Source organism: Streptomyces sp. NBC_01635 (assembly GCF_045209715.1).
GTDB classification, from domain to species: Bacteria; Actinomycetota; Actinomycetes; order Streptomycetales; family Streptomycetaceae; genus Streptomyces; species Streptomyces hirsutus.
Genome location: NZ_CP109277.1, coordinates 3,435,799 through 3,451,548, shown reverse-complemented (window position 1 = coordinate 3,451,548; position 15,750 = coordinate 3,435,799). Strand labels below are relative to the sequence as shown.

Genomic DNA, 15,750 nt, shown 5'->3' with positions numbered 1-15,750 from the left:
GCTGGATCCCTCGGGCCGGCCCCCTCGGTACGTGCCGATCAGTACGTGCCGATCTCCACGCGCGGCGGGCCGTCGTGCCAGGTGCAGAAGACCGACACCCGCTCCGCGCCCGCCGCGAACTCCACCCGGATCCACGACTCCGTCTTCCACACCTGCATCGACCAGCCCGCCCCGGGCGTCGCCGACACCAAGGACGCGGACGTCTCGCCGAGGTCGAAGACCGCCCGGCCGCCCGCGGTGTCGTAGGCCTTGACCTCGCCGGAGGTCGCCGGGGCCGGGTCGCCGCCGGCCGGCGCGGGATCGGCCGGCTCCGGCTCGGGTGCGGCGGACGTCCCGCCGGGCTCCCGGGCCGACTGCCGCGAGGAGTCGGAGGACTTCGCGTCCGGGCCCTCGGCGCCCTCCGCGTCCTTGCCGCCGTCCTTGGCCTTCGAGCCTTCGCCGTCCTTGTCGTCCTCGCCGCCCTCGGCGTCCTTCGACGGCTCTCCGCCGGACGGGTGCCGGGTCGAGGACGAGACCGGCTTCGACTCCTGCGTCGTCGCGTCCCCGGCCGTGACGGGCAGCGCACGCGGAGGGTCGTAGGCGGTGCCCGCCATCACGGTGTGCACACCCCACCACGACAGCGTGACCGCCGCGCCCGTGGCGAGCAGCCAGGCCAACAGGTGTACGAGTCCTCTGCGCATCGCCGGCCATACTGCCTCACCCGCCCCACGGGTGTCGCCTCTCCTCCGGGATCCGGAGTTGTCCACAGGCCGCCGCCGGCCCGTCCGGCATGGCGTACGGTGCCGCCCATGGCAAGTGTTCTCGTGGTCGAGGACGACCCGTTCGTACGCTCGGCGCTCATCCGGCAGTTGACCGACGCCGCGCACACCGTGCGCAGTGTGGGGACGGCGCTGGAGGCGCTGCGCGAGGTCGCCCACTTCCGTTTCGACGTCGTCGTCCTGGACCTCGGGCTGCCCGACCTCGACGGCTCCGAGGCGCTGAAGATGCTGCGCGGCATCACGGACGTGCCGGTGATCATCGCCACCGCGCGGGACGACGAGGCGGAGATCGTACGGCTGTTGAACGCGGGCGCGGACGACTACCTGACCAAGCCCTTCTCGGCGGAACACCTGTCGGCCCGCATGGCGGCCGTCCTGCGCCGGGCCCGTTCCCTCGCGGGGGAGGCCGCGCCGTCCCCGGTGATCCGGGTCGGCGGGCTGACCGTCGACCCGCTGCGCCGCCAGGCCGAACTCGACGGCGTACGGCTCGACCTGACCCGGCGCGAGTTCGACCTCCTGGCCTTTCTCGCCGGGCGGCCCGGAGTCGTCGTCGCGCGCAGGGAGCTCCTCGCCGAGGTGTGGCAGCAGGCGTACGGCGACGACCAGACCATCGACGTCCATCTGTCCTGGCTGCGCCGGAAACTGGGGGAGACGGCCGCCCGGCCGCGCTATCTGCACACCCTGCGGGGTGTCGGCGTGAAACTGGAGCCGCCCGCCGCTCAGGTCCCCGGGGCGGAGCAGCCGCGATGAGGTGGGCCCTGGTGAAGGTGTCCGTGGCGGTGACCGCGATGGTCGTGGTCGCCTTCGCGGTGCCGCTCGGTCTGGTCATCCGCGAGATGGCCCGCGACCGCGCCTTCTCCAACGCCGAGCGGGAAGCCGCCGCGGTCGCCCCCGCGCTGTCCATCACCACCGACCGCGACCAGCTCGAACGCGTCGTCGCCTCCGCCGGCTCCGGCGGGTCCGACGCGGGGATGGCCGTGCACCTCCCCGCGGCGGACGGCGCGAAGCCCTTCGACATCGGCCGTCGGCGCGCCACCGCGGAGGACGTCGAAGCGGTACGGAAGCTGGGGCGCGTCTCCACCTCCCAGGTGTCCGGCGGCTCCGCGCTGCTCCAGCCGGTCGCGCTCAGCAGCGGCGAGATCGCCGTGGTCGAGGTGTACGTCCCCGAGGCCGAGGTCACCAACGGGGTGGGCACGGCCTGGGCGGTGCTCGCGGCGGTGGGCGCCGCCCTCGTCCTCGGCTCGGTCGCGGTCGCCGACCGGCTGGGCGTACGGATGGTGCGGCCCGCGCAGCGGCTGGTCGAGGGCGCGCACGAACTGGGGGAGGGCAAGCTGGGCGCGCGGGTGCCCGAGAAGGGGCCGACCGAACTGCGGCTGGCGGCCGTGGCGTTCAACTCCATGGCCGACCAGGTCGTCCAGCTCCTCGCCAACGAGCGGGAACTGGCCGCCGACCTCTCCCACCGGCTGCGCACCCCGCTGACCGTGCTGCGGCTGAACGCCGCCTCGCTCGGCGACGGACCGGCCGCCGAACAGACCCGCGCGGCGGTGGAACAACTGGAGCGCGAGGTCGACACCATCATCCGCACCGCCCGGGACGCCAAACCGCAGACGGCCGCCGCCGGTCCCGGCGCCGGCTGCGACGCGGCCGAAGTGGTCCGGGAGCGGATGGTGTTCTGGTCGGCGCTCGCCGAGGACGAGGGCCGCAAGTGGCGGGTGGCCGGCGCGGACACCCCCGTGCGCATCCCCGTGGCCCGCGCCGATCTGGCCGCCGCCCTCGACGCCCTGCTCGGCAACGTGTTCCGGCACACCCCCGAGGGCACCGCCTTCGCGGTCGACGTGCACAACGGCGAGGACGCGGTGATCGTGCTCGTCTCCGACGCGGGCCCCGGCATACCCGACCCCGAGGCGGCGATGGCCCGCGGCCGGGGCTCCGGCAACGACGGCTCCACCGGGCTCGGCCTGGACATAGTGCGCCGCCTCGCGGAGACCACCGGAGGGGACGTCCGCATCGGCTCGTCGGTGCTCGGCGGAACCGAGATACGGATCTGGATCCAGCTGGACGGACGCGAGGGCGCGCCCCGCGGCGGCCGGGGCCGCGGCCACCGCGGGACCGTACGCCGCCGTCGCCCGGGGCGCCTGGTGCCGACGTTCCGGGCCTGAGGCTTCGGGCCCGGCGTTCGGGGCCCGAGGTTCCGGACCCGGCGTTCGGGGCCGGTTTTCCGACCCCGCCTTCCGGAACCGGAGTTCCGGGGCTGACCGGGAGAACACACCGGTGCGCGCCCCGGCCGGTCCCCGTCCGGCCGGGGCGCGCACCGGTCCGGGCGTCCGCCCCGGTGCCTGTCCGGGCACCGCCCGGCAGGAAGACGGCCCCGGACACGCCCCGGGCGGGGTGCGGACACCCGCGTGGGGCGCGGCGCTCCCCCTGGGACGCCGCGCCCCGTTCCCCCGCTCCCGGTTCCCCCGTGTCCCCCGTGCCCGGGAGGATCAGATGCCGTCCGGCTCCGGCAGGGCTCCCGAGCGGGCCGCCCGGCCGTACCAGAGGGCGCTGGCCTTCGGGGTCCGTACCTGGGTCGCGTAGTCGACGTAGACCGCGCCGAACCGCTTCTCGTAGCCGTACGCCCACTCGAAGTTGTCCATCAGGGACCACAGGTAGTAGCCGCGCACGTCCGCGCCGTCGGTGATGGCCCGGCGGACCGCGGAGAGGTGGCCGTGCAGGTAGGCGATCCGCTCCGGGTCGTGCACGGTGCCGTCGGCGCCGGGCTTGTCGTCGTACGCGGCGCCGTTCTCGGTGATGTAGAGCGGCAGGCCGGGCGCCTCACGGGTGTACCGCATGATCAGGTCGTGCAGTCCCGTCGGGTCGACGGCCCAGCCCATCTCGGTGCGCTCGCCCGGCGCCTGGTGGAAGGCCACGTGGTCCGCGGCGGGCCACGGCGAGTGCGCGCTCTCCCCGTGGCCGTCCGCCCGTGGTCCCTTCGCGTCGGGGTCGGCCGCCGACACAATGGAGGGCGTGTAGTAGTTGAGGCCCAGCGCGTCCAGCGGCTGGTGGATCAGCTCCAGGTCGCCGTCCTGGACGTACGACCAGTCGGTGAGGGACGAGGTCGACTCCAGCAGCGACTCGGGGTAGGCGCCCTTCAGGATCGGCCCGTGGAAGATTCCGTTGGCCCGGTCGTCGATGGTGCGCACCGCCGCGAGGTCCGCCGGGTCGCCGGGCGAAAGAGGCCGGACCACCGAGGAGTTGAGGCTGATCGCGACGGAGTTGCGGGCCGGCATCACCGACCGCAGCGCCTTGGCGCCCAGCCCGTGTGCCAGGTTCAGGTGGTGGGCGGCCCGCAGCGAGTCCACCGGGTCGGTACGGCCGGGCGCGTGCACTCCGGAGGCGTAGCCCAGGAAGGCGCTGCACCACGGCTCGTTGAGCGTGATCCACTGCTCCACCCGGTCGCCGAGCGCCTCGCCGACGATCCGCGCGTACTCGGCGAAACGGTAGGCGGTGTCGCGCTCCGGCCAGCCGCCCGCGTCCTCCAGCTCCTGCGGCAGGTCCCAGTGGTAGAGGGTGACGGCCGGCTTGATGCCGTGCTCCAGCAGTTCGTCGACCAGTTTGCGGTAGAAGTCCAGGCCGCGCTGTACGGCCGGGCCGCGGCCGGTCGGCTGCACCCGGGGCCAGGAGACGGAGAAGCGGTAGGCGTCCAGGCCCAGGTCCGCCATCATCGCCACGTCGTCGCGGTAGCGGTGGTAGTGGTCGTTGGCGATGTCACCGGTGTCGCCGCCGGCGGTCTTTCCCGGCGTGTGGCTGAAGGTGTCCCAGATGGACGGGGTCCGTCCGTCCTCCCGCACCGCGCCCTCGATCTGGTAGGCGGAGGTCGCGGAGCCCCAGAGGAAGGCGGGGGGGAAGGCCGCCGGGGTCACCGGCGTTGCGGAGTCAGACATGGAAGCGCTCCCATAGGCGGTCGTGGAGGACCTGCGAGTCGGAGTGAGCAGGGGAAGGAATGAGCGGGGGAACCAGGAGGAAAAGGAGTGGAGGAGGGGAGGGGGACGAGCAGGGGCCGAGGCGTCGGTGACCCGGCCCCTGGAAAGGGATGCAGGCGGAGGGGATGCGCGCGTCAGCCCTTGACCGCGCCCTGCATGATCCCGCCCACGATCTGCTTGCCGAAGATCGCGAAGACCAGCAGCAGCGGCAGGGTGCCCAGCAGCGCGCCCGCCATGATCAGGGACTGGTCCGGGGTGAAGCCGCGGCCGAGGCCCGCGACCGCGACCTGCACGGTCGGGTTGCCGGACTGGGTCAGCACGAGGAACGGCCACAGGAAGTCGTTCCAGGTCTGCACGAAGATCAGCATGCCCAGCACGGCCATCGCCGGCCGCGCCGCCGGGAACACCACGTGCCAGAGCACGCGCCAGCTGCTCGCGCCGTCGACCCTGGCGGCCTCGATGATCTCGTCCGGCAGCGCCTGGATCAGGTACTGCCGCATGAAGAACACGCCGAACGCGCTCACCAGCGACGGGAAGATGACCGCCTGCAGCTGGTCGGTCCAGTCCAGCTTGGCGACCATCATGTACAGCGGGATGATGCTGAGCTGCGGCGGCACCATCATCGTGCCGATCACGAGCAGCATCAGCGCGCCGCGGCCCCGGAAGCGCAGCTTGGCGAAGGCGAACCCGGCGATCGTCGACAGGACGACGACGGTGAGCGCCGAGACGCCTGCCACGATCGTGGTGTTGAGGAAGGCCTCACCGAGGTTGGCATCGGTCCAGGCCGACTCCAGGTTCTTGAACAGGTTCGAGCCGAACCAGAACGGTGGCGGGGTCTGAGCCAGGCGCTGGGTGTCCCGGGAGGCGGCGATCGCGGTCCACACCAGCGGGAACAGCGAGACGATCGTGAACACGATCAGGATCGCGTACGCGACGGGGCCGCCGTGCAGGGTGCCGCCGGCCCGCGCGGACTTCGGCAGACGGGAGCGTTTCTGCTCCTTGGCGGGGGTGGTCTCGGGGGGCGTCACAGTCGTCGTCACGGCCACAACTCCTTAACTGCTGGCGCGCAGCCGGCGCGAGATGACGTAGTTGATGATGCCGATGACGATCAGGATCAGGAACATCATCCAGGCGATCGCCGAGGCGCGGCCCAGGTGCTGGTTGATCCAGCCCTGTTCGTACAGGTACAGGCCGAGTGTCTGGAACTGGTGCTCCGCACCGCCGGAGGCGCCCTTGTTGGGGTCGAACAGCAGCGGCTCGCCGAAGACCTGGCTGGCGCCGATCGTGGAGACGACCACCGTGAACAGGATCGTCGGGCGCAGCGACGGCAGCGTCACGTGCAGGAACTGCTGCCAGCGGCTGGCGCCGTCCAGCGCCGCCGACTCGTACAGGTCCTGCGGGATCGCCTGCATCGCGGCCAGGTAGATCAGCGCGTTGTAACCGGTCCAGCGCCAGATGATGATCGTCGAGACGGCGAACTGCCCGGGCCACTTGTCGTCCTGCCAGGCGACCGGGTCGATCCCGACGAGGTCCAGCGCCCAGTTGATCATCCCGTAGTCACGCCCGAAGAGCAGCACGAACACCAGGGAGGCGGCGGCGATCGAGGTGGCGTACGGGGCGAGCATCGCGACCCGGTAGAAGGTCGAGGCGCGCAGCTTGTAGTTGAGGATGTGGGCGATGCCCATCGCCATCAGCAGCTGCGGGACGGTCGAGATGATGCCGATGGTCAGGGTGTTCTGCGCCGCGTTCCAGAAGAAGTCGTCGTCGAAGATCCGGGTGTAGTTGCGCAGCCCCACCCAGCTCATGTCGGTCGGGGCGGTCAGCTCCACCTGGTGCAGCGAGGCCCAGCCGGTGTAGACCAGCGGGAACAGGCCGAAGGCGAGGAACAGCAGGAAGAACGGGGAGACGAAGGCGTACGGGCTCCACCGCATGTCCCGCTGCCAGCGGCGGGACAACTTCTGCCGCCGCCGCTCCTCCTTGCCCTCGGGCGTGGTGCTCCCGGGCGGGCGGCCCGGGGCCGCGCCCCCCTTGACGGGGGACGCGGCGGTGTCGTGGCGGGTGGACATTCGGGTCACTTGTCCAGGTTGTTGTCGATGGTCTTGACGGCCGTCTCCCAGGCTTTCTTCGGCGACTTGCCCTTGGTCACCAGAATGACGCCGTTGTCCGCCAGGCCCTGCGAGATGATCTGGTCCTTCGGGCCGATGACCTGGACCGGGATCTGCTTGGCGGCCTCGGCGAAGACCTCACCGATCGGGGCGTCGCCGGTCATGTCGTTCACCGCGCCGGTCACTTCGGGGCTGTCGAAGGTGGTCTGGGCGCTCGGGAAGCTGCCCTGCACCTTGAACAGCTTCACCTGCTGCTCGGGCGCGGTCAGCCAGGCGACGAGCTTCTTGGCCTCGTCGACGTTCTTGGCGCTCTTGGGCACGCTCAGGAAGGAGCCGCCCCAGTTGCCGGCCTTGGGGGGCAGGGCCACGTCCCACTTGCCCGCGGCGTCCGGCTGGGACTTGCCCTTGATGTAGCCGAGCATCCAGGGCGGGCAGGACATCGCGGCGAACTTGTTGTTGGCGATCGTCTGGTCCCACGAGGGCTGGAACTGCGTCTGGGCGCCGACCAGCCCGTCCTCGGCGGCCTTCGCGGTCATGTCGAAGGCCTTCTTGACGGCGGGGTTGGTCTTGTAGACGACCTCGCCGGAGGAGTCGTAGAACCGCTCCTTCTCGCTGCTGAGGACGGCGCTCATCAGACCGCCGGGGGAGTCGAAGAAGGTGGTGCCCTTGGGCGCCTTCTTCTGGTAGTCCTCACCGACCTCGATCAGCTTGGCCCAGTCGCCGGCCCACAGCTTGCCGACCTCTTCGCGGTCGGTGGGCAGGCCCGCCTTCTCGAACAGGTCCTTGCGGTAGCAGATCGCCATCGGGCCGATGTCGGTGCCCAGGCCGACGGTCTGGCCGTCCTTGGTGGTGGCCTGCTCCCACTTCCACCCGAGCCAGTCGCTCTTGTTCACGCCCTCGGCCTTGGAGAGGTCCTCGAGCTTGCCGGCCTGGGTCTCCACGATCTCGGCGATGTTGCCGACTTCGACGGCCTGGACGTCCTGCAGACCGCTGTTGGTGGTGAGGTGGTTGAGCAGCGCCGGGTAGTAGTTCTCGTTGCGCTCGACGACGTTCTCGGCGATCTTGATGTCCGGGTTCAGCTTCTCGTACTCGGCGTAGAGACCGGCCTCCTTGAAGCCGAAGGTGCCGAACAGGCCCAGCGTGACCGTCGTCTTGCCCTTGCCGCCCGACGAGGAGTCGGAGTCGTCGTCTCCACCGTCGTCGGCACAGCCGGCCAGCAGCCCCGTGCCCAGCGACACCACGGCCGCGACGGCCAGTGCCTTGCGGGTGAAGAGCTTCCCCCCGCCCGTGCGCTGCCGAGAGAGGGGGAGGGTACGTGCTCGCATTGGGTCCTCCTGTTGCCCTGACGTGCCGACCCCCCGGCCAACGGCGTTGTTGGGCCCGTTTGTTGCATGCTGCGGCTCGGGCGGGGAACGTGCGGGTTGTGTATGTGCCAGGTACTGTGGGAGCGCTCCCACAAGTGATGTGTTGAAGGGTTGCGGGTCCCGGCGGGGGTGTCAAGGGAGCGGACGAGGAGAACTGCGTTCAGTTATCGGGCTGTTAACTGGACACCCGGACGTTGCCGATGGATGTGCCGGCCCGGACGGTACTCCTGCCGGAGGCCGCCGCCGCGTGCAGGGCTGTTAGATTCCAGGCCAGCGTGACATGCGACGGAAAGTAGGGCGTACATGGCAAGCCACGGAGCGCGGGGCCGCGGGGGCGGCCGCCCTACCCTCGAAGAGGTGGCGGCGCGCGCCGGTGTCGGCCGGGGCACGGTATCCCGGGTGATCAACGGTTCGCCCCGGGTGAGCGACGCCACCCGCGCCGCCGTGGAGGCCGCCGTCGCGGAGCTCGGTTACGTCCCGAACACGGCTGCCCGCGCGCTGGCCGCCAACCGTACCGACGCGATCGCGCTGGTCGTGCCCGAGCCGGAGACCCGGTTCTTCGCCGAACCGTACTTCTCGGACATGCTGCGCGGAGTGGGGGCGGCGCTCTCCGACACCGAGATGCAGCTGCTGCTGATCTTCGCGGGCAGCGACCGGGAGCGGCAGCGCCTCGCCGACTACCTGGCCGCGCACCGGGTGGACGGTGTGCTGCTGGTCTCCGTGCACGCCGACGACCCGCTGCCCGACATGCTCGCCCAGCTGGAGATCCCGGCGGTGATCAGCGGTCCCCGGTCGGCCGCGGAGACGCTGACCTCGGTCGACTCCGACAACTACGGCGGTGCCCGGCAGGCCGTCGAGCACCTCATCGGCCGGGGCCGGCGCCGCATCGCCCACATCACCGGCCGCCTCGACGTGTACGGCGCGCAGCGGCGCGTCGACGGCTACCGCGACGCCCTGCGCGACGCGGGCCATCCCGAGGACGAGCTGATGATCGAGGCCGGCGACTTCTCCGAGGAGGGCGGCCGGGGTGCGATGGCGGCGCTGCTGGAGCGCCGCCCGGACCTGGACGCGGTCTTCGCCGCCTCCGACGTGACCGCCGCCGGTGCCCGGCACGCGCTGCGGGAGGCGGGCCGCCGCATCCCCGAGGACGTGGCCCTGGTCGGCTACGACGACTCCGCCATCGCCCGCCACATGGACCCGCCGCTGACCAGCGTGCGCCAGCCCATCGAGGAGATGGGCCGCAGCATGATCGACCTCCTCCTCGCCGAGGTCGCCGACCGCCGCCCGCCCGCCTCCCGGGAACTGGACCGGCGCCAGGTGGTGCTGGCCACGGAGCTGGTGGCGCGCGCGTCGTCGTAGCGCCCGACGGCTGCGGACCGGTGCCGTCACGTGCGCGGCGCCGGCGGCGGGCGAGTGGCCGGCCGGGTGAGTGGCCGCCCGACCCGCAACGCGAAAGAGGCCCCCGAGGGGGCCTCTTTCCTTACAGGGTGAGTGACGGGACTTGAACCCGCGGCATCCTGGACCACAACCAGGTGCTCTACCAGCTGAGCTACACCCACCATGGCCACTGTCGGAGGAGACTGGGTCTTTCCCGACCGGCCGAGAAAAAGTGTACCTGGTCCGAAGGGGTGCTCGCGCCAGGGTTTCGCGGCGCCCCCCCGGACGGCTCCCCGAATGCCGCCCGCCGAGGCCTTGCGCGCGCCTACTGCGCAGGCAGGACGTGCTTCGCCGCGATCTTCTTCGCGGTCTCCGAGTCGGGGCCCGGCTGCGGGACGAAGACGGCCTCGCGGTAGTAGCGCAGCTCCGCGATGGATTCGCGGATGTCGGCCAGCGCGCGGTGGTTGCCGTTCTTCTCGGGGCTGTTGAAGTACGCCCTCGGGTACCAGCGGCGCGACAGCTCCTTGATGCTGGACACGTCGACGATGCGGTAGTGCAGGTAGTCCTCGAGTGTCGGCATGTCCCGCAGCAGGAATCCGCGGTCCGTGCCGACGGAGTTGCCGCACAGGGGGGCCTTGCCGGGCTCCTTGACGTGCTCCTTCACATACGCGAGGACGCGCTGCTCGGCGTCCTCCAGTGTGGTGCCGTCCGCCAGCTCGTCGAGCAGTCCGGACGCGGTGTGCATCTGACGCACCACCTCCGGCATCGTCTCCAGTGCCCCGTCCGGCGGGCGGATGACGATGTCGACACCGTCGCCGAGCACGTTCAGCTCGGAGTCGGTGACGAGGGCGGCCACCTCGATGAGCGCGTCGTCCGACAGCGAGAGGCCGGTCATCTCGCAGTCGATCCACACCATGCGATCGTTCATATGTCTAACCTTACGGCGCGCAGGAGCGTAGGGGACCGGGCGGGGACCGGGTTGATGGCGCAGGCGGGGAGAGGACGGGCGGGCGGGGACGGCCGGAGCGACGGCAGGGGCCGTGCGGGCGGGGCGGGGCAGCGGTACGGGCCGGAGGCTTCCGCCTCCGGCCCGCAGGGTCGACTGTCGGCCGCGGGTCCTGCTCGGGCCCGCCCGCCCCTCACGCCCGTCTCAGGTCCGCCTCACGGCGCGCTGCGCTGGCCCGGCACGCTCGCCCGGGCCTGGAGGTAGGCCTCGCGGGTCTCACGGCCCGGGTCGGCCGAGGACGCCGCCAGCGGTGGACCGCCCAGGGCGCTCGCGGCCGCCGCGCGCCGGGACTGGTGCGGCACCGGGCTGTCCGGATGCGGCGCGGCGGGCGCCTGGCCGGGATGGCCCGGGTGCCCGTGCTGGTGCGCCGGCCCGGACGGGACGGCTCCCGGAGCGGCCGGGAGGCCGTCGGAGCCCTGGTGCCGCTCCGCCTGGGGGCGCCGTGCACGGTACGCGGCCCGGTAGGCGGCCGGGGACGAACCCAGCTGGCGCCGGAAGTGGCCCCGCAGCGCGACCGGTGAGCGGAAGCCGCAGCGGCCCGCGACCTCGTCCACCGAGTAGTCCGACGTCTCCAGCAGACGCTGTGCCTGCAGCACCCGCTGCGTGATCAGCCACTGCAGCGGCGCGCTGCCGGTCAGTGAGCGGAAGCGGCGGTCGAACGTACGACGGCTCATGTACGCGCGTGCCGCCAGCGTCTCCACGTCGAACTGTTCGTGGAGGTGCTCCAGCGCCCAGGCGACGACCTCGGCGAGCGGGTCGGCGCCGATCTCCTCGGGTAAAGACCTGTCCAGATAGCGTTCCTGACCGCCCGTCCGGCGCGGCGGGACGACGAGCCGCCGGGCGAGTGCCCCCGCCGCCTCGTTGCCGTGATCCGTGCGCACGATGTGCAGGCACAGGTCGATTCCGGCCGCCGTACCGGCGGAGGTCAGCACGTCGCCGTCGTCCACGAAGAGTTCCCGCGGATCGACGTGCACCGACGGATAGCGTTTCGCCAGCGTCGGCGCGTACATCCAGTGGGTCGTCGCCGGACGGCCGTCCAGCAGGCCGGCCGCCGCGAGCACGAAGGCGCCGGTGCACAGCCCGACGATGCGGGCGCCCTCCTCATGGGCCCGGCGCAGCGCTTCGAGCGCCTCGTCCGGTGGCGGCGAGGTGATTGAACGCCAGGCGGGCACGACAACGGTGCCTGCCCGTGCGATCGCCTCCAGGCCGTGCGGCGCGGTGAGTTCGAGACCCCCCGTGGTCCGCAGCGGGCCCTCCTCACCCGCACTCACCAGCAGGCGGTAGCGCGGTACGCCGGCGTCCTGGCGGTCGATGCCGAACACCGACAACGGTATGGAACTCTCGAAGATGGGGCCGCCGCTGAACAGCAGCACCGCGACGATCTCCTTGCGGCGTCGCCCGGTGAGTTTCCGGGCCGCGATGTCCGGCGCGGCAGTGGAGTCGTGGCTCATACTGCTAAGCCCCCCTCGGTGGTCGCGGCTCCTCGGTTGTGTCGCACCTGCACGTTTCCCCTCGGTCCTGCACGAGTCCCCCGCCGTAAGACAGTCAAGATCGAATCTACTGCGTCCCGTCGTGCCCGGGTGGCCAGTTCAGCCCCCGGTGGATTGTCGACTTGGCAACTTGGCGTGAAGCATTCGATCACGAAGGGTTGCACTCGTGGGGCGTGCAGGGAAGTGCGCCTTGTCGTGGTGGCCAATCCCCGTAGGGTGCGCGGGGTCCCCCGAGGCCTTTCCGTGCAGGTCGAACGGGGGTTGGGGGGTGGGCGCACCAGGGGATGCACAGGTTGCGGAAGTTGGCTGAAAACATGCGGCCGCGTGCGCGGAAACCGGTCAGGCGACCGGTGTCTCTCCGCCGGGTCGCGGACCGGTCCGACAAGTCCGTCGCGGGGCCCTTTTCCGGCCGGGCGGGGAGGGCGGGGCGGATCGGTGCGGCGAGGTCGCTCCGGGCCGCTCCGGGCCGTTCCGGGGTCGCTCCGGGGTCGCTCCGGGCCGTTCCGGGCCGTTCCGGGGTCGGCCGGGGTCCGCTCCCGGAGCGGACGCGGCAGGTGCTTCGTACGGTGCGGCGCACGGGATCGACGCGCGGGCGGGGCGTCGGTCACCGCGCCTGCGGGCCGGCACCCCCGGCACGCCCCACTCTCGCGGCTGGGCCCGCCCTGTGCAAACCGCCTGTACAAGGCAGCGACCATTGCGTGGGAGGCGTCCCCTCGGGCATGCTCCGGGATACCCGTCGGCCAGCGTGGACGGGATCTGCGCGAAGGAGGCGTGCCGCCGTATCCTTGGGGGTATGGGGTTGGGAAGATGATTCCCGGACACAGCTCCGACGCAGCCTGTCGTTCCTCATAACAAGGATTACAACGCCGAGACAGCCATGGCCGGTCACGAATTCTTCGAACCCGCGGACCGCAAGCGACCCCTCGCCGACCCCACGACCGCCGAGTCGGTGGGGGCCGAGCCCCTGGGCGCGGCTCAGTCGCGCCAGCCGTGCGATCCGGCGTTCCGGCACGGCGTCGTCGTCGGTTTCGACGGTTCCACCTCCAGCGAGCGCGCCCTCGCGTACGCGATCGGCATGGCCCGGCGCTTCGGTTCCGCGCTGATCATCGTCCACGTCGCCAACCGGCTCCCGACCACGGTGTGGGCGGGCTGCGAGCCTCCGGTCTTCGTCGACGTCCCGGACCATCGCACCGAGGTCCTCGGTCTCGAACTGGCCTGCGCGGACTACCTCACCGAGGTGCCCTGGATCCTGGTCGAGCGCGGCGGCGACATCTGCCACGAACTCGAGGAGGTCGGCCGGGAGTACGAGGCCGACGCGATCGTCGTCGGCTCCACCCACGGTCTCGTCGGCCGTCTTTTCGGCTCCGTCGCGGGCCGGCTCGCCAAGCGGGCCCAGCGCCCGGTCGTGGTCATTCCCTGACGCGTCGGCCGGTGACGACCGGTCGGCAACCGGGCGGCGGCCGGCCGGGGTCGGTGTGCACCGCGCGTGGGCGGGGCGGGGTGCCCGCCCCGCCCACGCGGGTGTCCGGATGCCTTCAGGGGCGAGTGCCGCCTGCCCGACCTACTCGACGGTGACCGACTTGGCGAGGTTGCGGGGCTTGTCGATGTCCCGGCCCAGGGCCAACGCCGTGTGGTAGGCGAGGAGTTGGAGCGGGATTCCCATGAGGATGGGGTCCAGCTCGTTCTCGTTCTTCGGGACGACGATCGTGTGGTCGGCCTTCTCCTGCTCCCGGTGGGCGACGGCCATGATGGGGCCGCTGCGGGCCTTGATCTCCTCCAGCGCCGCGCGGTTCTTCTCCAGCAGCTCGTCGTCGGGGACGATCGCGACCGTGGGCAGCGCGGGCTCGATCAGGGCCAGCGGGCCGTGCTTGAGCTCGGACGCCGGGTAGGCCTCCGCGTGGATGTAGGAGACCTCCTTCAGCTTCAGCGACGCCTCGCGGGCCACCGGGTAGCCCCGGACGCGGCCGATGAAGAGCATCGAGCGGGCCTCGGCGTACTGCAGGGCCAGCTTCCTGATCTCCTCCTCCTGCTCCAGGATCTCGGCGATCTGCCCCGGGAGCCGGCGCAGCCCCTCGATGATCCGCTTGCCGTCGCTCACGGACAGGTCGCGGGTGCGGCCCAGGTGCAGGGCGAGGAGGGCGAAGGCGACCGTGGTGTTGGTGAAGCACTTGGTGGACACCACGCACACCTCGGGCCCGGCGTGCACGTACATGCCGCCGTCCGCCTCGCGGGCGATCGCCGAACCGACGACGTTCACCACGCCCAGCACCCGGGCGCCCTTGCGCTTCAGCTCCTGCACCGCCGCCAGCACGTCGTAGGTCTCACCGGACTGGGACACCGCGACGTACAGCGTGTCGGGGTCGACGACCGCGTTGCGGTAGCGGAACTCGGAGGCCGGCTCGGCGTCGGCGGGGATGCGGGCCAGCTCCTCGATCATCTGGGCGCCGATCATGCCCGCGTGGTACGAGGTGCCGCAGCCGAGGATCTTCACCCGGCGGATCTGGCGGGCCTCCCGCGCGTCCAGGTTCAGGCCGCCGAGGCGCACGGTGGAGAACCGGTCGTCGATCCGGCCCCGCAGCACCCGGTCCACGGCCTCGGCCTGCTCGTGGATCTCCTTGTGCATGTACGTGTCGTGGCCGCCCATGTCGTACGAGGCCGCCTCCCACTCCACGGTGGTCGGCTCGGCCGTCGTACGGGTGCCCTCGGTGGTGTAGGTGCGGAAGTCGTCGGCCTTGAGGGTGGCCATCTCGCCGTCGTCGAGGGTGACGATCTGCCGGGTGTGGGTGACCAGGGCGGCTATGTCCGAGGCGACGAACATCTCCTTCTCGCCGATGCCGAGCACCACGGGCGAGCCGTTGCGGGCCACCACGATGCGGTCGGGGAAGTCGGCGTGCAGCACGGCGATGCCGTAGGTGCCCTCGATGATCCGCACCGTCTCGCGGACCTTGTCCTCCAGCTTCTCGGCCTGCGAGCGGGCGATCAGGTGGGTGAGGACCTCGGTGTCCGTCTCGGAGAGGAACTCGACGCCGTCCGCCTCCAGCTTGCGGCGCAGCTCACCGGCGTTGTCGATGATGCCGTTGTGGACGACGGCGACCTTGCCCTCGGCGTCCAGGTGCGGGTGCGCGTTCACGTCGGAGGGGGCGCCGTGGGTGGCCCAGCGGGTGTGGGCGATGCCCGTGGTGCCCTTGAAGCGCGCCGGGACCTTCGCCTCCAGGTCGCGCACCCGGCCCTTGGCCTTGACCGTCTTCAGACCGGCCGCCTTCGGCGACGTGACGGCGATGCCCGCCGAGTCGTAGCCCCGGTACTCCAGGCGCTGCAGGCCCTCGAGCAGCAGAGGGGCGACCTCACGCCTGCCGATGTATCCGACGATTCCGCACATATGTGGTGGTTTCCTAGCCGTAGACGATGCGCCGCAGCTGCCGGAGCGAGAGCTCGGGCGGGGCCACGGTGCGGTATCTGAGGTCCGCCTCGATCCGTTCGAAGATCGTCGCGTTCACCAGGCCCTGGGCCTGGAGTTCGCGGTGGCGGCGACGGACGAAGTCCTCGGTCGTCTCGTCGAAGTAGGCGAGCACGTCCTGGATCACACGCAGCGCCTCGCCCCGGCTGAGGGGCGAGGACCGCGCCAGATGATCAACAAGTTCGTCGTGCACTCGACGATCCTGGGGTAAGGGAGGGGTTCACGCAAGAA

The 15,750-nt window shown here is 71.5% G+C and carries 13 protein-coding genes and 1 tRNA gene; 4 read left to right on the top strand and 10 right to left on the bottom strand.

Features of this window, described 5'->3' with window-relative positions; genetic code table 11:
* Nucleotides 1–38: 38 nt before the first annotated feature.
* Nucleotides 39–680 (bottom strand): hypothetical protein, encoded by a 642-nt coding sequence (locus OHB56_RS16180; RefSeq protein WP_406354030.1) that lies wholly within the window; start codon nt 678–680, stop codon nt 39–41.
* A gap of 108 nt (nt 681–788) precedes the next feature.
* Here OHB56_RS16180 and OHB56_RS16175 point away from each other — a divergent pair, with 108 nt between their 5' ends.
* Nucleotides 789–1,508, top strand: a complete 720-nt coding sequence (locus tag OHB56_RS16175) for a response regulator transcription factor (protein WP_206188980.1) — start codon at nt 789–791, stop codon at nt 1,506–1,508.
* A complete protein-coding gene (locus tag OHB56_RS16170) occupies nt 1,505–2,917 on the top strand; it encodes a HAMP domain-containing sensor histidine kinase (protein ID WP_355885990.1) in 1,413 nt (470 codons plus the stop codon). Before OHB56_RS16175 ends, OHB56_RS16170 begins: the two co-directional genes overlap by 4 nt.
* Before the next feature lie 324 nt (nt 2,918–3,241).
* Here OHB56_RS16170 and OHB56_RS16165 read toward each other — a convergent pair whose 3' ends face one another.
* The 4 genes from OHB56_RS16165 to OHB56_RS16150 form a co-directional block, all read right to left on the bottom strand.
* On the bottom strand, nt 3,242–4,681 hold the full coding sequence (locus tag OHB56_RS16165) for a GH1 family beta-glucosidase (protein ID WP_326752903.1): 1,440 nt from the start codon (nt 4,679–4,681) through the stop codon (nt 3,242–3,244).
* A gap of 173 nt (nt 4,682–4,854) precedes the next feature.
* A complete protein-coding gene (locus OHB56_RS16160; protein WP_326752902.1) occupies nt 4,855–5,760 on the bottom strand; it encodes a carbohydrate ABC transporter permease in 906 nt (301 codons plus the stop codon).
* Between the two features lie 12 nt (nt 5,761–5,772).
* Nucleotides 5,773–6,786, bottom strand: coding sequence for a carbohydrate ABC transporter permease (locus tag OHB56_RS16155; RefSeq protein ID WP_055593744.1), 1,014 nt, complete (start codon nt 6,784–6,786; stop codon nt 5,773–5,775).
* 5 nt (nt 6,787–6,791) lie between these two features.
* Nucleotides 6,792–8,150 (bottom strand): ABC transporter substrate-binding protein, encoded by a 1,359-nt coding sequence (locus tag OHB56_RS16150; protein ID WP_406354027.1) that lies wholly within the window; start codon nt 8,148–8,150, stop codon nt 6,792–6,794.
* Between the two features lie 342 nt (nt 8,151–8,492).
* Here OHB56_RS16150 and OHB56_RS16145 point away from each other — a divergent pair, with 342 nt between their 5' ends.
* Nucleotides 8,493–9,548, top strand: coding sequence for a LacI family DNA-binding transcriptional regulator (locus OHB56_RS16145; RefSeq protein WP_326752900.1), 1,056 nt, complete (start codon nt 8,493–8,495; stop codon nt 9,546–9,548).
* A 127-nt stretch (nt 9,549–9,675) separates the two neighbouring features.
* Here the strand turns inward: OHB56_RS16145 and OHB56_RS16140 are convergent.
* The 3 genes from OHB56_RS16140 to OHB56_RS16130 all read right to left on the bottom strand — a co-directional run bounded on the left by OHB56_RS16140 (nt 9,676) and on the right by OHB56_RS16130 (nt 12,023).
* Nucleotides 9,676–9,748: transfer RNA gene (locus OHB56_RS16140), tRNA-His, on the bottom strand.
* Nucleotides 9,749–9,891: 143 nt separating this feature from the next.
* Nucleotides 9,892–10,494 (bottom strand): oligoribonuclease, encoded by a 603-nt coding sequence (orn, locus tag OHB56_RS16135; protein WP_326752899.1) that lies wholly within the window; start codon nt 10,492–10,494, stop codon nt 9,892–9,894.
* A gap of 233 nt (nt 10,495–10,727) precedes the next feature.
* Nucleotides 10,728–12,023: a helix-turn-helix domain-containing protein gene (locus OHB56_RS16130; RefSeq protein ID WP_406354025.1), complete on the bottom strand. Its 1,296-nt coding sequence runs from the start codon at nt 12,021–12,023 to the stop codon at nt 10,728–10,730.
* Nucleotides 12,024–12,939: 916 nt separating this feature from the next.
* Between OHB56_RS16130 and OHB56_RS16125 the strand changes: the two genes are divergently transcribed.
* The gene (locus OHB56_RS16125; protein ID WP_350849368.1) at nt 12,940–13,482 is read left to right on the top strand and encodes a universal stress protein; all 543 of its coding nucleotides are present in this window, start codon (nt 12,940–12,942) and stop codon (nt 13,480–13,482) included.
* Nucleotides 13,483–13,623: 141 nt separating this feature from the next.
* On the opposite strand, the gene glmS is transcribed toward OHB56_RS16125, so the two are convergent.
* Both glmS and OHB56_RS16115 read right to left on the bottom strand, forming a co-directional pair.
* A complete protein-coding gene (gene glmS, locus OHB56_RS16120; RefSeq protein WP_326752897.1) occupies nt 13,624–15,441 on the bottom strand; it encodes a glutamine--fructose-6-phosphate transaminase (isomerizing) in 1,818 nt (605 codons plus the stop codon).
* 13 nt (nt 15,442–15,454) lie between these two features.
* On the bottom strand, nt 15,455–15,712 hold the full coding sequence (locus tag OHB56_RS16115; RefSeq protein ID WP_055595046.1) for a hypothetical protein: 258 nt from the start codon (nt 15,710–15,712) through the stop codon (nt 15,455–15,457).
* Nucleotides 15,713–15,750: the final 38 nt, after the last annotated feature.